Below are 20064 nucleotides of genomic sequence, written 5' to 3'. Positions count from 1 at the left end.
ATGCGGAGTATCCGAACATGCCAAAGATGAAAACCAAAAGTGGTGCTGCCAAGCGGTTTCTGAAAACTGCTAACGGCATCAAGCACAAGCACGCTTTCAAGAGCCACATCCTGACCAAAATGTCGACCAAGCGTAAGCGTCAACTGCGCGGTAGCAGCTTGCTGCATCCGTCTGACGTGGCAAAAGTCGAGCGCATGCTGCGCCTTCGTTAATTTTTGGATCAAGAATAGAGGAAGTAACTCATGGCTCGTGTAAAGCGTGGCGTCATTGCCCGTAAGCGTCACAAGAAAATTATGAAACTTGCTAAAGGCTACTACGGTGCGCGTTCCCGCGTATTCCGTGTTGCCAAGCAAGCCGTAATCAAGGCAGGCCAATACGCCTACCGTGACCGTCGTCAGAAAAAACGTCAGTTCCGCGCTCTGTGGATCGCTCGTATCAACGCTGGTGCGCGTATCAACGGTCTGTCCTACAGCCGCCTGATCGCTGGCCTGAAAAAAGCGTCGATCGAAATCGACCGCAAGGTTCTGGCTGATCTGGCAGTGAACGAAAAAGCGGCGTTTGCTGCGATTGTCGAGAAAGCTAAAGCCATCCTGGCTTAAGTACCCCCGACAGTCACCGAGGCCCACCTCTGTGGGCCCAGGTGTCAAACGTCTTAAATAGGGGAAGAGCCTTAAAGCTCTTCCCCTATTTTGTATCTGGAGTCTGTACATGGAAAACCTGGATGCGCTGGTCTCTCAAGCACTAGAGGCTGTGCAAAGCGCTGAAGATATCAATGCCCTGGAGCAAATCCGGGTTCACTACCTTGGCAAGAAGGGCGAGTTGACCCAGGTGATGAAGACCCTGGGGAACCTGTCGGCTGAAGAGCGTCCGCAGGTCGGTGCGCTGATCAACGTTGCCAAGGAGCGTGTCACAGAGGTCCTCAATGCGCGCAAGGCGTTGTTCGAGGAGGCGGATCTGGCCGCCAAGCTCGCCGCCGAGTCCATTGACGTGACCCTGCCTGGCCGTGGCCAGACTTCCGGAGGCTTGCATCCGGTGACCCGGACCCTGGAACGCATCGAGCAGTTCTTCACTCGCATCGGCTACGGCATCGCCGAGGGGCCCGAGGTCGAAGACGATTATCACAACTTCGAAGCGCTCAACATCCCGGGCCATCACCCGGCCCGTTCGATGCACGATACCTTCTATTTCAATGCCAACATGCTGTTGCGCACCCATACCTCGCCGGTACAGGTCCGCACCATGGAGTCCAAGCGTCCGCCGATCCGCATCGTCTGCCCGGGGCGTGTGTACCGTAGCGACTCGGATATCACCCATTCGCCGATGTTCCACCAGGTCGAAGGCCTGCTGGTGGATCGCGATATCAATTTCGCCGACCTGAAAGGCACCATCGAAGAGTTTCTGCGGGTGTTCTTCGAAAAAGAGCTGGCCGTGCGTTTCCGCCCTTCGTACTTCCCGTTCACCGAGCCATCCGCTGAAGTCGACATGGAATGCGTGATGTGCAGCGGCAAGGGTTGCCGGGTGTGCAAGCAGACCGGCTGGCTGGAAGTCATGGGCTGCGGCATGGTTCATCCCAATGTGCTGCGCATGTCCGGGATCGATCCGGAAGAGTTCTCGGGCTTTGCCTTCGGTATGGGGGTCGAGCGCCTGGCCATGCTGCGTTACGGTGTGAATGACTTGCGCCTGTTCTTCGACAACGACTTGCGGTTCCTCGCGCAATTTCGCTAGGGCTTGTACGAAAAGTCGCCGAGCGGCGATCAGGCAAGGCGAAAACAGGCGAGGAGGATGAGTTTACTGGTTGTAAATGAGCATCCGAGCCTGTTTTAAACGCAGCATGGTCGTCGCGCAGACACTTTACGTACAACGCCTAGGTCGCGGTAACGAATCTATTAGGAGAACAGGATGAAATTCAGTGAACAATGGCTGCGTGGCTGGGTTAGCCCGCAGGTAAGCCGGGACGAGCTGGTCGCTCGTCTGTCGATGGCCGGCCTTGAGGTCGATAGCGTGACGCCGGCCGCCGGCGAATTCAGCGGTGTGGTGGTGGGTGAGGTGTTGAGCACCGAACAGCACCCGGACGCCGACAAATTGCGGGTTTGCCAGGTCAGCAATGGCGTGGAGACCTTCCAGGTGGTCTGCGGCGCGCCAAACGTGCGTCCAGGCCTGAAGATTCCGTTTGCGATGATCGGTGCCGAGCTGCCGGGCGACTTCAAGATCAAGAAGGCCAAGCTGCGTGGCGTCGAGTCCAACGGTATGTTGTGCTCTCAGGCCGAGCTGCAGATCGGCGAAGGGAATGATGGCCTGATGGAGCTGCCGGCCGATGCGCCGGTGGGCCAGGACATCCGCGAATACCTGGACCTGGACGATGCCAGCATCGAGGTCGACCTGACTCCGAACCGTGGTGACTGCCTGTCCCTGGCCGGCCTGGCCCGCGAGGTCGGTGCCCTGTATGACGCCCCGGTGACCCGTCCCGTGGTCGCCTCGGTCCCGGCCGTGCACGATGAAGTGCGTTCGGTCGAAGTACTGGCGCCAGCGGCCTGCCCACGTTACCTGGGTCGAGTGATCCGTAACGTCGACCTGTCGAAGCCGACGCCACTCTGGATGGTGGAGCGTCTGCGTCGCGCCGACGTGCGCAGCATCGATGCCGCGGTCGATATCACCAACTACGTGATGCTGGAGTTGGGGCAGCCACTGCACGCCTTCGATCTTGCCGAAATCAACGGCGGCATTCGCGTGCGCATGGCCGAAGAGGGTGAGAAGCTGGTCCTGCTGGACGGTCAGGAAGTCACCCTGCGTAGCGATACCCTGGTGATCGCCGATCATACCCGCGCGTTGGCGATTGCCGGCGTGATGGGCGGCGAACACAGCGGCGTTGGCGAATCGACTCGCGATGTGTTCCTTGAAAGTGCCTTCTTCGACCAGATCGCCGTGGCGGGCAAGGCCCGTTCGTACGGCCTGCATACCGATGCGTCGCACCGCTACGAGCGTGGCGTGGACTGGCAACTGGCCCGTGAAGCCATGGAGCGCGCCACTGGCCTGCTGCTGGATATCACGGGTGGCGAAGCCGGCCCGATCATCGAAACCGTCAGCGAACAGCATCTGCCTCGGATTGCGCCGGTCACCCTGCGCGCCCAGCGCATCTCCCAGATGCTCGGCATGGACATGGATCCGGCCGAAGTCGAACGCCTGCTGGGAGCCCTGGGCCTGAACATCAGCGCCGACGGGGCAGGGCAATGGCGCGTCGAGGTGCCAAGTCATCGCTTCGATATCAGTCTGGAAGTCGACCTGATCGAAGAGCTGGCCCGCCTGTACGGCTACAACCGCCTGCCGGTTCGTTACCCCCAGGCTCGCCTGGCTCCCCAAGCCAAGGCCGAGGCCCGTAGCGACCTGCCGGAGCTGCGTCGCCTGCTGGTGGCGCGCGGTTATCAGGAAGCGATCACCTACAGCTTCATCGATCCGCGCCAGTTCGAACTGTTCAACCCGGGCGTCGAGCCGCTGCTGTTGGCCAATCCGATCTCCAACGACATGGCGGCCATGCGCTCGTCCCTGTGGCCTGGCCTGGTCAAGGTGCTTCAGCACAACCTGAACCGCCAGCAGGATCGCGTGCGTCTGTTCGAAAGCGGCCTGCGCTTCGTCGGTCAGCTGGAAGGCTTGAAGCAGGAGCCGATGCTGGCCGGCGTCGTTTGTGGCAGTCGCCTGCCGGAAGGTTGGGCCCAAGGTCGCGATGGCGTGGACTTCTTCGACGTCAAGGCTGACGTTGAGGCCGTGCTGGGCTTCGCTGGCGCCCTCGACGCCTTTACTTTCGTACCTGGCAAGCATCCGGCGCTGCACCCTGGACAGACCGCGCGCATCGAGCGGGAAGGGCGCGAAGTCGGTCATATCGGTGCCATTCACCCAGAACTGTCGAAAGCGTTGGGGCTGGATCGCCCTGTCTTTGTCTTCGAACTGGTCCTGAGCGAAGTGGCCCTGGGTAAAATGCCTGAATTCCAGGAGTTATCGCGCTTTCCTGAAGTGCGTCGTGACCTTGCCTTGCTGGCTGATCGCGAGGTTGCCGCCAGTGCCGTACTGGACGTAATCCGTGAAAATGCAGGTGAATGGCTGACGGACCTCAGGCTATTTGACGTGTATCAGGGTAAAGGCATTGATCCGCATAGAAAAAGCCTTGCAGTCGGCTTGACCTGGCAGCATCCATCGCGCACTCTTAACGACGATGAGGTGAATACCGCAACGCAGAACATCCTCACCTCGCTCGAACAAAGGTTGAACGCCACGTTAAGGAAGTGACGTATGGGGGCTCTGACGAAAGCTGAGATGGCGGAACGTCTGTATGAGGAGCTGGGCTTGAACAAACGGGAGGCCAAAGAACTGGTCGAACTGTTTTTCGAGGAAATCCGGCACGCTCTCGAAGACAACGAGCAGGTCAAATTGTCCGGTTTCGGCAATTTCGACCTTCGGGACAAACGCCAGCGGCCTGGCCGCAATCCGAAAACGGGTGAAGAAATCCCGATCACCGCTCGCCGTGTGGTCACCTTTCGTCCAGGGCAGAAGTTGAAGGCCCGAGTTGAGGCTTATGCTGGAACCAAGTCATAACGACGAGCTACCCGTCATCCCGGGCAAACGCTACTTCACCATCGGTGAAGTCAGCGAGCTGTGTGCGGTAAAACCGCACGTGCTGCGCTATTGGGAGCAGGAGTTTCCTCAACTCAACCCGGTCAAGCGCCGCGGAAATCGCCGGTATTATCAGCGCCAGGATGTGCTGATGATCCGGCAGATCCGCGCGCTGCTGTATGACCAGGGTTTCACCATCGGCGGCGCACGCCTGCGTCTCTCCGGTGATGAGGCCAAAGACGATACAACCCAGTACAAACAGATGATCCGCCAGATGATCGCTGAGCTCGAAGATGTGCTTGTGGTGCTCAAGAAATAAAATTCTGCTTTAAATACTTCCAGTTTTCAAAAGCTTGCGTTATATTCCTGAGCGTTCCGCTGAGAAGCGAAACAAGATTCACGCCTAGTCGGGGCGTAGCGCAGTCCGGTAGCGCACTAGCATGGGGTGCTAGGGGTCGAGTGTTCGAATCACTCCGTCCCGACCATATTTTTCAATGACTTAGCCCAATCTGAAAAGGTTGGGCTTTTTCATGCCCGCAAGAAAGCGCTGCCGTTGAAGGGGCCCCAAGGGATCAATGCAGTGCCCAGGACCTCGGCACCGGAACATGATCAAACTTCGAAATAGTCTTGATCCAGTAACGGCGATAGTCGGTCTGATCGGGTGCCAGCGGTTTTTGGGTTGACCATAGATGCCCAGACTTCAGGCTGGCGCGATAGGCTTCCCATTCTTTCTGCTCGGCGACTTCCCTGGCTTTGTGTCGGTCGTCGAACCAGCCGAGGACGTAGGGTTCGCTTTGGTCTGTGCTGTGTGCTATCAGCAAATAAATTTCTGTCATGACTGCCCGCCTCAATGCTGTAGTCCAATCGCTGCTCTTGTCATGGTATCGGCAGGTGGTTTGAGTTTTTGAGATCAAGACCCTCAATCGTCTGGTCAGGGGCGGATTGCTGGAGCAGAGCCAACGCGATTCAATTTCAGTCCATTCGTTATTCGGCCACCAACAACAATGACTGCGGTACCGCACTTTGCGGATGTTGCGGTTCCTGCAGGCTCGCCAGGCGAAAGCCTGCCATGTCCAGGGCATTGATCCAGCTGGACAGGGTACGCAGATACCACGGCATGGGTTGCCACTGCCCTTTGAATCCCGCGAAGGTTTCCTGGCGCCAGCCATCCTGGTAGTCGCCCGCGGCGGCGACCCAGGGGTGCAAGGTCTGGATCACCAGGGCGCCGCCCGGGACAAGCAATGCTTTCATGGCCGCCAGCAGGGGGATGATGTCCTGGTGCAGCAGGGCGAAGTTGGCGCAGATCAGGTCGTAATCACGGCCGATGTCCACCTTCGCCTGTGCCAGAGTGTCATAGCTGGCCAGATGTACGGGCGACGAACCGGCCGTCCGTGCGGCTTCCACCAGCGTTGCATCGCCATCCACGCCGACGGCTTCGATGGCCCGTTTGGCCAGGGCCCGCAACAGCCAGCCTTCACCGCAACCCAGGTCGAGCACTCGCTCGGGTTGACGGCTGAGCACTGCCAGCAGGATGGCCTGGTCGGTGACCTCGCGACGGCTTTCGATGGCGCCGGTGCGGACGGCTTCGATCCAGGCGTGGGCGTTGTGGTGCCAGCTGTGCAGAAGCGTGGATTCGGAGGCAGGCATGTCGGTCTCCCGAGGGGGCTGAAGACAAGCATAGGACAAATCGCCGGCTATCTTGGCTTGGGCCACGGTTCCGGGGGGAGTACGGCGATCCACGGTGGGGATGGTGATGACTTGCGTCGAGAGTCGGATGTATCGACGCCTTCGCAGGCAAGCTCGCCCCCGTGGAGGGGAGGGGGAATGCCGCTGCTTGCTGTGGCGAGCCGTCCCTGGCCCTTGGGGAAGTGCTTAGAACTTGAAGCGTCCAACCAGGTTCTTGAGCTGGCTGGAGATGTCCGTCAGGCGGCCAGAGCCAGTCTGTGCGGTGTGGGCGAATTCCTCGACCAGTTGCGCATCGGCATGGATCTGCGCGATGTGCCGGTTAATGTCCTCGGCGACCTGGTGCTGTTGTTCGGCCGCAGTGGCGATCTGGGTGTTCTGGTCGCGGATGGAGTCCACCGAGTTGCGGATCTTGTCGAAGCTGTCCCGGGCCTGCTGGATGCGCTCGACGCTGGTTTGCGACACTTGCAGGCTGCTCTGCATCTGCTGGGTCACTTCCTGGGTGCGCCGGGCGAGGTTGCCGAGCAGGCTGTCGATCTCGCCAGTGGAGTCGGCGGTGCGTCGGGCAAGTGCTCGCACCTCGTCGGCCACCACGGCGAACCCGCGACCCTGGTCGCCGGCGCGCGCGGCTTCGATGGCGGCGTTGAGGGCCAACAGGTTGGTCTGCTCGGCAATGGAGCGGATGGTGTCGAGAATCGTGTTGATGTTCTTGCTGTCCTGCTCGAGGGCCTGCATGGTCTGGGTCGACTGTTGCAGGTCTTCGCTCAGTTTCATCACGCTGCCGGTGGCCTCGCCGATGTGGTGCTGGCCATCATGCACGTCCCGGTAGCCGGTGTCCGCGCTGGAGGCGGCCTGGCTGCAGGAACGGGCCACTTCGTTGGCGGTCGCGACCATTTCGTTGAAGGCGGTGCTGACCAGCTCCACGGCCTGGCGCTGGCGCCCGGCGGCTTCGTTCATGTTCGAGGCGACTTCGCTGGTGTCGGCGGCGGCGCTCTGCAGATCGGACGATGCGCTGCCGATGCGCTGGACCAGTTGCGCGATCATGCCCAGGAACTGGTTGAACCAGCTCGCCAGGGTGGCTGTTTCGTCCTTGCCTTGCACCTTCAACTGACGGGTGAGGTCGCCTTCGCCTTCGGCGATTTCCTGCAGGCCATCGGCGACGCCGCGAATCGGCCGCACGATCATGCGGGCGAAGCTGGCACCGACGAGGGCGAAGACCCCGGCCAGCACGGCGGCTATAAGCGCGATCAACCAGGTCAGGCTCGAAGCCTGGGCCATCACTTCATCACGCTTGATCAGGCCGATGAAGCGCCAGCCCAGGCTCTTGGATGTGATCATGTTGACCATGTACGGCACGCCATCGATTTCGATCCGTGCCGAGCCATCGCTGCTCTTGGCCAGCGCGGCATAGTTGGGGCCCAGGTCAGCCAGGGGCTTGAAGTTGTGCTTGGCGTCGCTGGCATCCACCAGGACGTTGCCATTGGCCTCTACCAGCATCAGGTAGCCGCTGTCCCCCAGCTTGATGTTCTTGACCAGTTCGGTCAGTTGCTTGAGCGATACGTCGAGCCCGATCACGCCGATCACATTGCCGGTGGCATCGGCCACGGTGTGAACGGTGCCGATCAACGACACATCGTCCGGCGCCCAGTAATAGGCGTCCGTACGCACGGTGGTCCCGGGCGCGGCCAGCGCCGCCTTGTACCAAGGGCGGGCCCGTGGGTCGTAATTCGAGATTTTCGGATCGTCAGGCCAACTGGCATAACCGCCATCGGCCATTCCCAGGGAGAGGTAGGCAGTGCTGGGGTGGGTCTTGGCGAATCCGTCGAAAATCTCCAGAAGCCTTTTATTGTCTTCGGTCAGCGGGATCTGGGCGGCATCGGCACCGGAGTAGTTCTTGAGACCCTTGGAGGCGACGATTCGTGGATCCTTGGCAATGTATTCGACGTTCTGGCTGATGCCGTCGAAGAAAGTCTTCATGCCATTGTCGATCTGCCGGATTTCGCGGCTGCTGCTTTCCAGGAAGTTGATTTGCGCCGCGTCGCGCAGGTTCAGCACCACCAGCACCGCTACCAGGATGACCGGGAGGCAGGCAATGGTCGCGAACGCCCATGTCAGCTTCTGTTTGATGTTCATGACTTCTCCCGCGGGTGTTATAGGTTTTTGAACGGCAGAGACAGTGGCGACGCGCGTTGGTGAGTCTTTATAGATAAAGCGCCCATGCCTACCTACAGCGTATCGACCAAAGTCGTAGGCACTTTAGATGCGCTGCTTTTTTTCGAGGGGTCGGGTTTGTCCCGTATTCTGGGGATATGTCGCGGGGAGCATCGGAAATGACGCACCCGGATTACCGGGTGATGCATTTTTGCGCATCATCGCGTGAACGTGGCGAGATGATTGCCGCCGGTGTCCCTGATCCGGAAGATAGCGGCGATCGTTTCGCCTGCCTTGCACTCGCCCAGGGCGCAAGAAAAAAGCCCAGCCAGATCGTCTTTCCTTAACGAGGCCCTATGCCAAGCGCATTCGAGAGCGTACTGAAAAACAAGAACATGGCTTATCGGCCTCTCGGTTCGCCGAGTGCCGATCAGGCGCCGATACGTGTCGCGTTCGTGCTGATGGACAATTTCTCGATGATGTCTTTCACCGGCGCGGTGGATGCCCTGGTGACAGCCAACCTGATGAGCGACAGGCCCCTCTACGAGGTACTGACAGTCGGTGTGTCGGGCGCTCAGGTGACCAGCGACCTGGGGATCGTCATTTCCACCGACATCGAACTGGCGCAACTGCCGGAGGACCAGGATATCCTGATCGTCGCCGGAGGCTTTCGCGTCAAACTGCAAGGCGTGCCCTTGTTACGGCGCAAGTTGCGCGCCAATGCCGCGTCCGGGGCGATCATGGGCGGGCTGTGGAATGGCGTTTTCTTCGTCGCCGACGCCAACCTGCTGGACGGTTTCGAGTGCGCGGTCCATCCGGAAAGCCGCGCCATGATGCTGGAGGTCTTTCCCCATGTGAAAGTCTCCAGCCGGGCGTACGTGGTCGATCGGGAGCGCGTCAGTTGTGCAGGCGCGAACAGTTCCCTGCGCATGATGCTTCAGTTGATTCGCCTGACGGGTGGGCAAGCGTTGGTGGGGGCTATCGAGGAGATCCTGCGCTGCGATGAGTCGGGCGATGAAACCGATTTGCCGCCGGTCTTCGTCGAAACGGATCCGACCCTGCCGGAAAGCCTCAAGCTGGCGCTGGAGCTGATGTGGCAGAACATCGAGGAGCCGTTGACCATCGATGAGCTGGCGGCCTGCGTGAAGATCTCCAAGCGCCAGCTCGAACGACGTTTCTGTCGTTTTCTCGGGGCGACCCCGACGCGTTACTATCTGGAACTGCGCCTGACCCGCGCGCGCCAGTTGATCCAGCAGACCAACCGATCCGTGACGGAAATCGCCGTTGCCACGGGCTTCGTCAGCTCTCCGCATTTCCAGCGGCGTTTTCGGGATTTCTTTGGCGTCCCGCCCGGCAGTTATCGTTCAACCTTCGAGCGGAAACAGGCGATGCGTTAAGCCCTGGGGGCCTGCGTATCTTCATTCGGTCGGAGCACCGGCCTTGCGGCCGGATGATCCCTGGGCGTTCAGGCCTTGCGAGTCTTCTGAACGAGATACAGGGCAATGCAACCTGTGGCGCACATCCAGATGATCGAACCCGTTGCAGCCACGATCAATGAAGTATCGGAATCATATTCGATCATCCCCGGGACCGCGTAACCGAACCAAAGCAATGAAACAAGAATGTAAGCCAACAGCGCCATCAGGATTTCGAAAATCTTTCCTGCATGCATGAGTGTTCCCCGCCCGTCCAGACAAGGACAGGCAATTCAGGTGTCTGGTTGGGTCTTTTTCCTGTCTGCGCAGGAATAAAGGGTCTTTGAGCAGGGGCGAGTTGCCGCAAGGCCTCGCCGTCTGCTTTCAGACATCCATGTCAGGGAGCTTCGCTCTGTATCGACCTTGCAATGGATGCAAGGGCTGGCGCCGCAAGCTAGCGGCGTTGGGATCAGGTCTTGTCGTCCGGTTGCTCGTCAGCGGGCAGTTCGTCCGTTTGCGAGGCTGTGGTGATCTGCTGCATATCCGCTGTCGCGTGACATGCTACGACCATGGTAACGAGGACATACCCTTTTGCCCTGCGGCTTATGGCAGCTGCGGCAGTTCCCTCGGTTGCAGGTCGAACACCAGCACTTCGGCATCTTCGCCGTTGTTGAACGTCAGCACCTGCTCTTCACGAACCCGAACGCCATCGCCTTCCTGCAGTTGCACGCCGTTCAGCTCGACCTTGCCACGAGCCACGTGCACGTAGGCGTAGCGATCGGGCGCCAGTGTCAGGGTGGCGCTTTGCTTGCCATCGAACAGCCCGGCGTACACCCGCGCATCCTGGCGAATCTGCAGCGAGCCGTCGGTTCCTTCCGGTGAAATGATCAATTGGAGCCGGCCGCGTTTCTGCTCGGGGCTGAAATGTTGTTGCTGATAACGCGGCGTGGCGCCAGCGACGTTGGGCACGATCCAGATCTGCAGAAAATGCACCGGCTCGCTATCGCTGTGGTTGAACTCGCTGTGGGCCACGCCACTGCCCGCACTCATCAGTTGCACATCGCCTGGGCGAATGACCGAGCCCGTACCCAGGGTGTCCTTGTGCTCCAGCGCACCTTCGAGCACGTAGGAAAAGATTTCCATGTCCCGGTGTGGATGCTGGCCAAAGCCTTTGGCCGCGGCTACGCGATCGTCATTGATGACAAGCAGGTCAGAGAAGCCCTGTTCGTCGAGGTTGCGGTAGTTGGCGAAGGAAAAGGTGTGGAACGAGTTCAGCCAGCCGTGACGGGCGATACCGCGGTCCGAAGCTTTGCGAAGGGTCAGCATGGTGGTTCTCCTGATTCAGTGGGCGGGGCGGTCGTGGCCGTTCGCCGGGTTCAGGGAAAGATTAATGGTTAGTCGGTGATTCAATAAGTAGATGAAAAACGAAAGACTGTCGCCTTGGAGTGGACAATTGTTCAGGCTCGCCAACGGGCGCTTCGCTTGGCCATAATGCGCAGGGTCTGTTGTTCCTGCTACTGCTGCCGGACGATGGAACCTATTGTTTCTTTTGATTTTTTTGGCGTCTTTCTGATGAAAACCGTTGCAATGGTGCTGTTCCCGGACTTTCTGCTGCTCGATATGGCCGGGCCGCTTGAAGTGTTTTCCATCGCCAACCGTTATCTTGAACCAGACCAGCGTTACCAATTGCTCACCCTGGGAACCGAGCGCGGTGCGCTGCGGGCGTCAAACGGGGTGACAGTTCAGGCCGATATCCACATCGACCAGGCCTGGGCGGCGTATGACGTGTTGCTGGTACCCGGTGGGCCGGGCGCCTACAACCAGCAGCATCCGGGGTTGCAGACCTGGTTGAAAGCCGCGGCGCAACGGGCCACCCGCTATGGCTCCATTTGCACCGGGGCCTTTGTGCTGGGCGAGGCGGGATTGCTCGACGGCTATCGCGTCACCACCCACTGGCACTACACCGAGCGCCTGGTCCAGCGTTTCCCCAAGGCCCTGGTGGAAACCGACAGGATTTTCCTGCAGGACCGGCGCTTGATGACGTCCGGTGGGGTCACCGCGGGTATCGACCTGGCGTTGTTCATCGTCGCCCAGGACTACGGGCGCAAAGTGGCGCTGGATGTGGCCAAGGTCTTGCTGGTGGTGATGAAGCGACAGGGCGGGCAAGCGCAGTTCAGCCCGTTGGTGGCGGCAGTGGCGACACAGGAGTCGGCCATTACCCGGGTGCAGAACCATGTGATCGAGCACCTGGACGAGCCTTTTACCGTTGAGCGCATGGCCGAGCTGGCCGCCATGAGTCCCCGGCATTTCGCCCGGGTGTTTGCCCGGGACGTGAAGATGACCCCCATGGAGTTCCTGCAGGGCGCGCGCATCGACCGGGCGCGCCAGTTGCTGGAAACCAGCGACTTGCCCCTCAAGACCGTGGCTTTTCGCAGCGGTTTCGGCAGTGTGCGACACATGCGCTCCCAGTTCAGCGAAAAGCTCGGCCTGACCCCGGTGCAGTATCGCCAGCAATTCAGTTGAGCCTGCGGTGTCCGTCCAGGGCATCGTGATGTCCGTGATGCGTCCTGTGCCAGCATTGTCCTGTCGCCCACGGCTGCCAAGATAACCGGCGAACCCTTGGTAAAGGATGCGCTTGAGCCGGGGCAGACGTGTTGTCGAGTCGTAACGCCTGCCTGCACCGGTTGTCTGGCGCTGGATCGCCCATGAACAACTTCGTCAAACCGGATACCGAACCGACGGTGAGCTTCGGCCCGTTCACCTTCCACCCGCAGCAGCGACTGGTCACCTGCGAGGGCAGGTCCCTGGCGCTGGGGGGGCGAGCCTTGGACATCCTCCAGGTCCTGGTGGAGCATGCCGGCACCTATGTCGACAAACAGACCCTCATTGCACGGGTCTGGCCAGACAGTGTCGTGGAAGACATCAACCTGCGGGTGCATATCGCGGCGCTGCGCCGGGCCTTTCGCGATGGGACGGGCGCGTGTCGGTACATCCGCAACGATCCCGGGCAAGGCTATTGCTTTGCTCCCTCGCCGGTTTCAGCGTCACGGATAGAACGGCACAACCTGCCTGCGCGCCTGAGCCCGGTGCTCGGTCGAGACAGGGTGCTGGGGCAGTTGTTGGCCGAAATACCACGCCACGGCCTGACCACCGTGACCGGGCCGGGCGGCGTCGGCAAGACCACCGTGGCATTGCGGGTGGCAGAGCTGTTGCTGGGGCATCTCCATGACGGCGTCTGGTTCGTGGACCTGGACGCGCTTACGGATCCGGGCCAGGTACGAGGGTGTGTCGCCCGAACCCTGGGCCTGGCGCCCGAATCCCTTGAATGGCAATTGAAGCCCTGTCGGATGCTGTTGGTGCTCGACGGCTGCGATCGATTGCTCGATGGCTGCCGGGAACTGGTCTTGAAACTGCGCGCGGTTGCCCCCGATGTGTCGGTGCTGGTGAGCAGTCGCGAATGCCTGGACCTCGCCGATGAACATGTCGTGCAGCTGTCGGGCCTGGCGGTGACCGATGACCGCGAGGTCGAACAGGCGCTATTGGCCTGTCCGGCGGTGCAATTGCTGGTTGACCGGATTGGCGCCCGCCTGCAAGGGTTCAGGCCGAATGACCGGGAACGGAGGAGCCTCGCACGGATAGGCCAACGTCTCGATGGCTTGCCCCTGGCCCTGGAGTTGGCTGCGGCCCAGGTGGGCGTATTGGGCGTAGCGGGGGTGCTGGAACAACTGGACGACGGGCTGGCGCTGCTGAGCCATGGCCGGCGCACCGCGCTGGCTCGCCACCGCAGCCTGGAAGCCTCGCTGGATTGGAGTTTTGAGCACCTGGGAGCGGCTGGGCAGGCAGTGCTTCTGCGCTTGGCGGTGTTCGAAGGCCCCTTCACCCTGGAGGCGGCGCTGGCGGTGATCAGTTGTCCGGAGCTGGAGGCGGCGCAAGTGGTATCACTGTTGTCGCAGTTGGTGAAACAGTCCCTGGTGATGCGCGATCGGTGTGGCGAAGAGGGTCGTTTCTTCCTGCTTCACACCACCCGCGCCTATGCCCTGGAAAAACTGCAGCGCGGCGGGCAGTGGCATCACTACCACCGGCGGTACGTGTTGCAGGAGGCCTGGGCCCCCCATTCAAGGCCCATGCCGCCGAGACATGGCTTTGAGCAACGCATCGGCCTGCACTAGATCCGGTGTCTCGAAACCCTCGCTGAAACGGCGATAAACCGGTTCGAGCAGGTTGCGCGCCGCCTGCTCCTGACCCTGGCGCAGCCATAGCCGGGCCAGGGACATGGCGCTGCGCAGCTCCCAGGCCAGGGCATGCTGCTCGCGAGCCACCTTCAAAGCTGCTTGCAGTTGTACTTCGGCCCGTTTTTCCATCGCAGGGTCCTCCTGCGCCAGCAAGGCCTGCGCGCCGGCCCGCAGGATTTCCGCCGTGCACCAGCCTGCGGTACCGTCATGGGCCCGTTCGACCTGGTCCGGGCATACCTGGTCGGCCCGCAGGGTGACGACGATATCCTGGATCAGACCGGTCGCGGCCAGGCCCGCCTGTACGGGAACACCCTCGAAGGCGTCGGCGTAGCGGTCCGCCCAGCCGTGAAACAGCATCACCGAATGCTTCTTGGCCTGGTGCCGCAACATCTGGAGCCGCTCCCGGGCGCTTGCCGGATCGCCGTTGTAGTGCTCGATCACGCAACCGGCCAGGGCCAGGGTGTAGCAGATCGAGGTGCCATGGTTGATCTGCAAGGCGATTTGCAACGCGAGGCTGGCGGTGCGCCGGGCTTTCTCGGCGAAACCTTGCAACCAGAGAATCCGCGCAAGCATGGTCAACGCGGCGACGCTCTGGTCGTATTGCACGCCGAAGCCGTGGGTGAAGCGGCTGAGGTGGCCGCTCTGGGCCAGGCGCTGGAGCACCTGCTCGGCGTCGTGCCGGGCGGCATCCTGGTTTCCGTCGAAATGCAGCGCCAGCACCCGCAGGCGCTGGGTGCTCAGGGACAGGATAGGGTCATGCATGCCCAGCCGGTCGAAATCCTCGCTCTGCTCCAGGGCTTGCCGATAGTGACCACAGCTGAGGTTGACGGCCATGTGGCCCGACACCGCCCGCAGCTCGCTGGTCAGGTCCTGGCACTGCTGTGCCAGCTGTCGGGCGGTGATGAATGCGTCGATGGTCGCGGGTGTGCCGCCTTCGGTGTGATAGCTGAAACTGCCGCGGGCCAGTTCCAGGGCGAGGGTGAGCCTTGGGCAGGGCATTGGGCTCGCCCGGAGCAATGCCAAGGCCTTGTTGACGTAAAGGCCATGTTCCTTGAGCAGCGACAATTCCTGCCAGAGGGGCAGCGTCCGGGCGGTCAGGCGAATGGCGACCGCGTGTGCGCCCTGGGGGGCCAGGCCACGGTCAAGCGCGGCGCGGATGTCGTCGCGATAGTCGGCGTAGCGGGCGATCCAGAGGCGGGTGGGGGTGTTTTCCCAATCCTTCTCGGCCTGCTCCATCAACGCCAGGCAGCGCTCCGCATGGCGAGCCTGGCTGGCGGAGAGCTCCGCGGCCTCGGCCAGTTTTTCCAAGGCATAACTGCGGGTCGTGTCCAACAGGCGATAGCGCACTTCTTCGTCGCCAAGCTCGACGTTGAGCAGCGACTTGGCGACCAACTGGCTGATGGACACCAGCACCTGATCCGGCGCGACATGGGGGCCAATGATCACGGCGGCAGCCGACGCCAGGTTGAAACTGCCCATGAACACCGCCAGCCGTCGCAGGCAGGTCTGCTCGCAGGGCGTCAGCAGTGCGAAGCTCCAGTCCAGCGTGGCGCGCAGGGTCTGCTGGCGGGGGGCGCCGCTCTCGCGGTCCTGATGGAGGAGGGCGACACTGTCCTGGAGTTGCCTGTGCAGGGCGTCGAGCCCGAAGCGGCCGATCTGGGCGGCGGCCAGCTCGATGGCCAGGGGAATGCCGTCCAGTCGCTGGCAGATATCGACGACGAGGGGAACCTCCCGGTCGGTCAGCTCGAAACTCTCCAGGCTGGCCATCGCTCGCTCGGCGAACAGTTGCAACGCCGGGTATTGCAAGGCGGGGTAGCCCTCGATGGGCATCTCCCGGGGCGGGAAGGCCAGGGCGTCCAGGCGTTGCACATATTCACCTTCGGCACGCAGGTCTTCGCGACTGGTGGCCAGGATATGCAGATGCGGCGCACCGCGCAGCAGGGTTTCGCAGAACTGCGCGACGGCGTCGATCAGGTGCTCGCAATTGTCGATCACCAGCAGCAGGTGCCGCTCCTTGAACTGGCGCACGATGACATCCAGCGCCTCCCCCCCGTAAGGCGGTAGCTCCAGCAGTGCGCACAGGTTCGGCGCGATCATGGCCGGGTCGTTGAGGGACGCCAGGTCGAGCAGGTACGTGCCGTCGCGGTAGTGACCGATCAACCGTTCGGCGACGCGCAGGGCGACGGTGGTCTTGCCGATGCCCCCCGTGCCCACCAGGGTGATGAAGCGTTTGCGCGGCAGTTGGGCCACCAGGTTTTCCAGGATCGCCTGGCGTCCGATCATCCGGTTGCGCGGCAGTGGCAGGTTATGGGTCGATGACGGATGGGGAATGGGCACCTGGCGCTCGAACGGTTCGAAGGAGATCGGTGCCACGAAACTGTAGCCACGTTGCGCCACGGTGACGATGTAGCGCTGGCCGGCCTGGCCGTCGCCCAGGGCCTTGCGCAATGCCGCGACGTGCACCCGCAGGTTGGTGTCTTCCACCACGCTCCTGGGCCAGACACGGGCGATCAGCTGTTGTTTGCTGACCACTTGGCCGGCGTGTTCGAGCAACACCAGCAGGATCTCCACCGCCCGCCGCCCCAGGCGCAGCGGCTGGCCAGCCTCCAGCACCAGGCGCTGGCGGGGATGGACGTGGTAGGGGCCGAAATGCACGGTCTGTTCGACGGGCAGGTCGAGGTCGTGGCTCATGTTGCGCTCAATAGGGTGTCTCGGTGCATGGATTTACCCGAGCATATTCCTCAGGTTTGGTTGCAAGTGCAACGGCCAAGAGGCTCTGGCTCCAGCTTTCCAACAGCGGGACCCTTGGCGCGAGAGCGCTCTGGGCGCACCACCAGGCATCGCCATTCGGGCTTTCAACACGCCGTCTTCGGAAAAATTAACAACGTTTAACTCACGCCCATGACGCCGATGGCTGGACCATCTGTCCATCTATCCACCTCAAGGAAGCATGTCATGAGCACCTTCATCACCCGCGATGGCACCGAGATCTACTACAAGGATTGGGGCAGTGGGCAGCCGGTAGTCTTCAGCCACGGCTGGCCGTTGAACTCCGACAGTTGGGAGGCGCAGATGGTGTTCCTGGCGTCCAACGGCTATCGGGTGATTGCCCATGACCGCCGTGGACACGGACGCTCCAGCCAGCCCTGGGACGGCAACGACATGGACACCTATGCCGACGACCTGGCCGAGCTGATCGAGCGTCTGGACCTCAAGCAAGCCGTGCTGCTCGGTTTCTCCACGGGCGGTGGCGAAGTGGCGCGCTACATCGGCCGTCATGGCGCCGCCCGCGTTGCCAAGGCCGGGCTGATCTCGGCCGTGCCGCCGTTGATGCTCCGTACCCCGGCCAACCCGGGTGGCTTGCCGGTCGAGGTGTTCGACGGTTTCCGCCAGGCCTCCCTGGCCGACCGTTCTCAGCTCTACAAGGATGTGGCCAGCGCATTCTTCGGCGCCAACCGGCCGGGTGCCAAGGTATCCCAGGGCATGATCGACTGGTTCTGGATGCAGGGCATGCTCGCCGGGCACAAGAATGCCTATGACTGCATCAAGGCCTTCTCCGAGACGGATTTCACCGAGGACCTGCTCAAGATCGATGTACCGACGCTGGTGGTCCATGGCGATGACGACCAGGTGGTGCCGATCGAAACCGCCGGTATCGCGGCCGCGAAACTGCTCGCCAACGCCCAACTGCTGGTCTACCCCGGCGCGCCCCACGGCCTGACCGATACCCACAAGGACCGACTGAACGCGGACTTGCTGGCGTTCATCCAGGGCTGATCAAGCCACACACCTGTGGGAGCGAGCTTGCTCCGGGCGGCGTTCCGACGATGGCGGCGCAACAGTCAACATCGCCGCCGACTGACATTCGCCTATCGCGAGCAGGATCGCTCTCACAGGATCGGTATTCGACAGGACTGATACCCATGAACCGCAACGATTTACGCCGCCTCGACATGAACCTGTTGGTGATCTTCGAGGCGTTGATGTTCGAGAAGAACCTGACCCGCGTCGCCGAAAAGCTGTTCATGGGCCAGCCGGCGGTGAGCGCGGCGCTTGGGCGGCTGCGGGATCTGTTCGACGATCCGCTGTTGATCCGCAACGGTCGCGGCATGGAGCCGACACCCCGGGCCCTGGCCATCCTCAAGGAACTGCAACCGGCCATGGACACCATTTCCGGCGCGGTCAGCCGGGCCAAGGCCTTCGATCCTTCCACCAGTTGCGACGTGTTCCGCATCGGTTTGTCGGACGACGCCGAGTTCGGCCTGTTTCCGCCGCTGCTCAGCCAGCTCCGGGAGGAGGCGCCGGGCATCATCGTGGTGGTCCGGCGCGCCAATTTCCTGTTGATGTCGTCGCTGCTGGCCAGCGGTGAAATCAGCGTCGGTGTCAGCTACACCACCGACCTGCCGGCCAATGCCAAGCGCAAGAAACTGCGGGACATTCCCTGCAAGGTCTTGCGCGGTGACAAGCGCCCCGGGCCGCTGACCCTGGACGAATACTGCTCGCGGCCCCACGCGATGGTGTCGTTCTCGGGGGACCTGAGCGGCAACATCGACCTGGACCTGGCCCGCATCGGCCGGACGCGCAAGGTCGTGCTGGCTGTGCCGCAGTTCAGCGGTCTGCGGGCGTTGCTGGCCGGCACCGAACTGATCGCCACCGTGCCCGACTACGCGGCCTGCGCCTTGGTGGAAGGCTGCGGGCTGCGGGCCGAGGATCCGCCGTTCCAGATCAATGCCGCCGAGCTGTCCATGGTCTGGAGCGGCGTGCATGACAACGATCCGGCCGAGCGCTGGCTGCGCTCGCGCATCGCCACGCACATGTCCCAGTCGCTGCCGGTGGATGCGCCGGCGACCGCACAAGGAACCCAGCGATGAACCTGGCCGACGAACGCTCGCTGCAGGACTGGGGATTGCTGTTCCTGCGCCTGAGCGGGGCGCTGTTCCTGCTGTGGGTCCATGGGCTGCCGAAGCTGCTGCACTACAGCGCCGAGTTGACCCGCATCGAAGACCCGTTCCACCTGGGCGCGGCGCCGACCCTGGTGTTGGCGATCCTGGCCGAAGTGCTGTGTCCGCTGCTGATCGCCATCGGTGTGCTGGTGCGCCTGGCCTGTCTGCCGATCCTGTTTTTGCTGGCTGTTGCGCTGCTGTTGGTGCATCCCCAATGGAGCCTCGAAGAAGGGCAATTCGGCTGGCTCCTGCTGATCATCTTTACCAGCGTGTTCATTGCCGGGCCTGGGCGCCTGGCGCTGAACGCGCGCTTTGCCGGAGTGTTTCGTCATGTCTGAATCCCAAACCGTCGAACCCGTCGCCAGCCACGCCCGGCCCGGCTTCGATGAAATCGTGACCCTGGTGGTCAAGCACCGGATCAAGGCCGGCCAGGAGGCTGCCTATGAGACCTGGCTCAGGCGCATCGTGCGGGTGGCCGGTGGATGGCCGGGGCACCTGGGCGTCGATGTGGTCCGGGGCCGGCAGGGCGGGTTGTCGCTGTTCACCTGCGTGCTGCGTTTCTGCTCCACCGAGGCCATGCAGCGCTGGCTGGAATCGTCCGAGCGCAGTGAGCTGGTGGCGCAAGCCAAGCCCTTGCTGGCCGACGGTGACCAGACCGAAGTGGCGCCTCACAAGGAGTTCTGGTTCGCCCCGTTGGCGGATGCCGCCGCGCCACCGCCCCGTTGGAAACAGGCCGTGGTGACGCTGCTGGTCATCCTGCCGCACACCTTGCTGGTGCCGCTGCTGTGGGGGCCGCTGCTGCAACTCCATGCATTTCTCTCCAACTATGTCGTCGCCACGTTCCTGATCACCCTGACCATCGTGCTCTCGGTGGTGTACGTATGCATGCCCATGGCGACCCGGTTGTTCGCGCCCTGGCTGGAGGCGTCCAACCTCGAACACCTGGAGCCCGACGATGGCCAATAACGACGATCCACAAGATCCACGCGATCCACTGCGCCGCCAGTTGCTGGCCGCCGGATCCCTACTCAGCGCCGC

The 20064-nt window shown here is 62.0% G+C and carries 20 protein-coding genes, 1 tRNA gene and 1 pseudogene; 15 read left to right on the top strand and 7 right to left on the bottom strand.

Features of this window, described 5'->3' with window-relative positions; genetic code table 11:
* The first annotated feature begins 17 nt into the window (after positions 1–17).
* The 7 genes from rpmI (at position 18) to BT179_RS07715 (ending at position 5087) form a co-directional block, all read left to right on the top strand.
* Positions 18–212: a 50S ribosomal protein L35 gene (gene rpmI, locus BT179_RS07745; RefSeq protein WP_002553160.1), complete on the top strand. Its 195-nt coding sequence runs from the start codon at positions 18–20 to the stop codon at positions 210–212.
* A gap of 30 nt (positions 213–242) precedes the next feature.
* Positions 243–599 carry a 50S ribosomal protein L20 gene (gene rplT, locus BT179_RS07740; protein WP_072392553.1) on the top strand — a complete coding sequence of 119 codons (357 nt, stop codon included), beginning with the start codon at positions 243–245 and terminating at the stop codon, positions 597–599.
* 109 nt (positions 600–708) lie between these two features.
* Positions 709–1725, top strand: a complete 1017-nt coding sequence (pheS, locus tag BT179_RS07735) for a phenylalanine--tRNA ligase subunit alpha (protein ID WP_072430654.1) — start codon at positions 709–711, stop codon at positions 1723–1725.
* 174 nt (positions 1726–1899) lie between these two features.
* Complete coding sequence (gene pheT / locus BT179_RS07730) at positions 1900–4278, top strand: phenylalanine--tRNA ligase subunit beta (RefSeq protein WP_072430653.1); 2379 nt, start codon at positions 1900–1902, stop codon at positions 4276–4278.
* A 3-nt stretch (positions 4279–4281) separates the two neighbouring features.
* Complete coding sequence (ihfA, locus tag BT179_RS07725; protein ID WP_002553164.1) at positions 4282–4584, top strand: integration host factor subunit alpha; 303 nt, start codon at positions 4282–4284, stop codon at positions 4582–4584.
* Entirely contained in the window at positions 4565–4921 is a 357-nt protein-coding gene (locus BT179_RS07720; RefSeq protein WP_003179985.1) for a MerR family transcriptional regulator, read from the top strand. The genes ihfA and BT179_RS07720 overlap by 20 nt, the downstream gene beginning before the upstream one ends.
* An 89-nt stretch (positions 4922–5010) precedes the next feature.
* A tRNA-Pro gene (locus tag BT179_RS07715) sits at positions 5011–5087 on the top strand.
* An 87-nt stretch (positions 5088–5174) separates the two neighbouring features.
* Here BT179_RS07715 and BT179_RS07710 read toward each other — a convergent pair.
* The 4 genes and pseudogenes from BT179_RS07710 to BT179_RS27170 form a co-directional block, all read right to left on the bottom strand.
* Positions 5175–5438, bottom strand: a complete 264-nt coding sequence (locus BT179_RS07710; RefSeq protein WP_072430652.1) for a hypothetical protein — start codon at positions 5436–5438, stop codon at positions 5175–5177.
* Between the two features lie 148 nt (positions 5439–5586).
* The gene (locus BT179_RS07705) at positions 5587–6249 is read right to left on the bottom strand and encodes a class I SAM-dependent methyltransferase (RefSeq protein WP_072430651.1); all 663 of its coding nucleotides are present in this window, start codon (positions 6247–6249) and stop codon (positions 5587–5589) included.
* Between the two features lie 225 nt (positions 6250–6474).
* Entirely contained in the window at positions 6475–7242 is a 768-nt protein-coding gene (locus tag BT179_RS27175) for a methyl-accepting chemotaxis protein (protein WP_371128589.1), read from the bottom strand.
* Between the two features lie 93 nt (positions 7243–7335).
* Positions 7336–8418: pseudogene (locus BT179_RS27170) on the bottom strand (cache domain-containing protein); the annotation flags it as partial.
* A 197-nt stretch (positions 8419–8615) separates the two neighbouring features.
* Here BT179_RS27170 and BT179_RS26725 point away from each other — a divergent pair.
* Together BT179_RS26725 and BT179_RS07695 are read left to right on the top strand one after the other, a co-directional pair.
* Positions 8616–8783, top strand: a complete 168-nt coding sequence (locus tag BT179_RS26725; protein ID WP_156682193.1) for a hypothetical protein — start codon at positions 8616–8618, stop codon at positions 8781–8783.
* A 9-nt stretch (positions 8784–8792) separates the two neighbouring features.
* Positions 8793–9833: a GlxA family transcriptional regulator gene (locus tag BT179_RS07695; protein ID WP_072392749.1), complete on the top strand. Its 1041-nt coding sequence runs from the start codon at positions 8793–8795 to the stop codon at positions 9831–9833.
* Between the two features lie 68 nt (positions 9834–9901).
* On the opposite strand, the gene BT179_RS07690 is transcribed toward BT179_RS07695, so the two are convergent.
* Both BT179_RS07690 and BT179_RS07685 read right to left on the bottom strand, forming a co-directional pair.
* Positions 9902–10108 (bottom strand): hypothetical protein, encoded by a 207-nt coding sequence (locus tag BT179_RS07690; RefSeq protein ID WP_072430649.1) that lies wholly within the window; start codon positions 10106–10108, stop codon positions 9902–9904.
* Positions 10109–10454: 346 nt separating this feature from the next.
* A complete protein-coding gene (locus tag BT179_RS07685; protein WP_072430648.1) occupies positions 10455–11177 on the bottom strand; it encodes a pirin family protein in 723 nt (240 codons plus the stop codon).
* Positions 11178–11423: 246 nt separating this feature from the next.
* Here BT179_RS07685 and BT179_RS07680 point away from each other — a divergent pair, with 246 nt between their 5' ends.
* Both BT179_RS07680 and BT179_RS07675 read left to right on the top strand, forming a co-directional pair.
* Positions 11424–12374, top strand: coding sequence for a GlxA family transcriptional regulator (locus tag BT179_RS07680; RefSeq protein ID WP_072392763.1), 951 nt, complete (start codon positions 11424–11426; stop codon positions 12372–12374).
* Positions 12375–12556: 182 nt separating this feature from the next.
* Positions 12557–14020, top strand: coding sequence for an ATP-binding protein (locus tag BT179_RS07675; protein WP_072430647.1), 1464 nt, complete (start codon positions 12557–12559; stop codon positions 14018–14020).
* On the opposite strand, the gene BT179_RS07670 is transcribed toward BT179_RS07675, so the two are convergent.
* Entirely contained in the window at positions 13967–16774 is a 2808-nt protein-coding gene (locus BT179_RS07670; RefSeq protein ID WP_072430646.1) for an ATP-binding protein, read from the bottom strand. The two genes, BT179_RS07675 and BT179_RS07670, sit on opposite strands and share 54 nt — an antisense overlap.
* A gap of 264 nt (positions 16775–17038) precedes the next feature.
* On the opposite strand from BT179_RS07670, the gene BT179_RS07665 reads away from it, so the two are divergent.
* The 4 genes from BT179_RS07665 to BT179_RS07650 all read left to right on the top strand — a co-directional run bounded on the left by BT179_RS07665 (position 17039) and on the right by BT179_RS07650 (position 19992).
* Entirely contained in the window at positions 17039–17860 is an 822-nt protein-coding gene (locus BT179_RS07665) for an alpha/beta fold hydrolase (protein ID WP_072430645.1), read from the top strand.
* 146 nt (positions 17861–18006) lie between these two features.
* On the top strand, positions 18007–18954 hold the full coding sequence (locus BT179_RS07660; RefSeq protein WP_072392775.1) for a LysR family transcriptional regulator: 948 nt from the start codon (positions 18007–18009) through the stop codon (positions 18952–18954).
* The gene (locus tag BT179_RS07655) at positions 18951–19364 is read left to right on the top strand and encodes a DoxX family protein (protein ID WP_072392778.1); all 414 of its coding nucleotides are present in this window, start codon (positions 18951–18953) and stop codon (positions 19362–19364) included. The genes BT179_RS07660 and BT179_RS07655 overlap by 4 nt, the downstream gene beginning before the upstream one ends.
* Complete coding sequence (locus BT179_RS07650) at positions 19357–19992, top strand: antibiotic biosynthesis monooxygenase (protein ID WP_072430644.1); 636 nt, start codon at positions 19357–19359, stop codon at positions 19990–19992. Before BT179_RS07655 ends, BT179_RS07650 begins: the two co-directional genes overlap by 8 nt.
* The last annotated feature ends 72 nt before the right edge of the window (positions 19993–20064 follow it).

The organism is Pseudomonas sp. NFACC43, from assembly GCF_900119645.1.
Classification (GTDB): Bacteria; Pseudomonadota; Gammaproteobacteria; order Pseudomonadales; family Pseudomonadaceae; genus Aquipseudomonas.
Note: the sequence above shows the minus strand (reverse complement) of the source record. Positions and strands in the feature narration are given on the sequence as shown.

Coding starts and splice junctions, on each gene's coding strand:
- rpmI (WP_002553160.1), top strand. CDS start 18: ATGCCAAAGATGAAAACCAAAAGTGGTGCTGCCAAGCGGTTTCTGAAA.
- rplT (WP_072392553.1), top strand. CDS start 243: ATGGCTCGTGTAAAGCGTGGCGTCATTGCCCGTAAGCGTCACAAGAAA.
- pheS (WP_072430654.1), top strand. CDS start 709: ATGGAAAACCTGGATGCGCTGGTCTCTCAAGCACTAGAGGCTGTGCAA.
- pheT (WP_072430653.1), top strand. CDS start 1,900: ATGAAATTCAGTGAACAATGGCTGCGTGGCTGGGTTAGCCCGCAGGTA.
- ihfA (WP_002553164.1), top strand. CDS start 4,282: ATGGGGGCTCTGACGAAAGCTGAGATGGCGGAACGTCTGTATGAGGAG.
- BT179_RS07720 (WP_003179985.1), top strand. CDS start 4,565: ATGCTGGAACCAAGTCATAACGACGAGCTACCCGTCATCCCGGGCAAA.
- BT179_RS07710 (WP_072430652.1), bottom strand. CDS start 5,438: ATGACAGAAATTTATTTGCTGATAGCACACAGCACAGACCAAAGCGAA.
- BT179_RS07705 (WP_072430651.1), bottom strand. CDS start 6,249: ATGCCTGCCTCCGAATCCACGCTTCTGCACAGCTGGCACCACAACGCC.
- BT179_RS27175 (WP_371128589.1), bottom strand. CDS start 7,242: ATGAACGAAGCCGCCGGGCGCCAGCGCCAGGCCGTGGAGCTGGTCAGC.
- BT179_RS26725 (WP_156682193.1), top strand. CDS start 8,616: ATGACGCACCCGGATTACCGGGTGATGCATTTTTGCGCATCATCGCGT.
- BT179_RS07695 (WP_072392749.1), top strand. CDS start 8,793: ATGCCAAGCGCATTCGAGAGCGTACTGAAAAACAAGAACATGGCTTAT.
- BT179_RS07690 (WP_072430649.1), bottom strand. CDS start 10,108: ATGCATGCAGGAAAGATTTTCGAAATCCTGATGGCGCTGTTGGCTTAC.
- BT179_RS07685 (WP_072430648.1), bottom strand. CDS start 11,177: ATGCTGACCCTTCGCAAAGCTTCGGACCGCGGTATCGCCCGTCACGGC.
- BT179_RS07680 (WP_072392763.1), top strand. CDS start 11,424: ATGAAAACCGTTGCAATGGTGCTGTTCCCGGACTTTCTGCTGCTCGAT.
- BT179_RS07675 (WP_072430647.1), top strand. CDS start 12,557: ATGAACAACTTCGTCAAACCGGATACCGAACCGACGGTGAGCTTCGGC.
- BT179_RS07670 (WP_072430646.1), bottom strand. CDS start 16,774: ATGAGCCACGACCTCGACCTGCCCGTCGAACAGACCGTGCATTTCGGC.
- BT179_RS07665 (WP_072430645.1), top strand. CDS start 17,039: ATGAGCACCTTCATCACCCGCGATGGCACCGAGATCTACTACAAGGAT.
- BT179_RS07660 (WP_072392775.1), top strand. CDS start 18,007: ATGAACCGCAACGATTTACGCCGCCTCGACATGAACCTGTTGGTGATC.
- BT179_RS07655 (WP_072392778.1), top strand. CDS start 18,951: ATGAACCTGGCCGACGAACGCTCGCTGCAGGACTGGGGATTGCTGTTC.
- BT179_RS07650 (WP_072430644.1), top strand. CDS start 19,357: ATGTCTGAATCCCAAACCGTCGAACCCGTCGCCAGCCACGCCCGGCCC.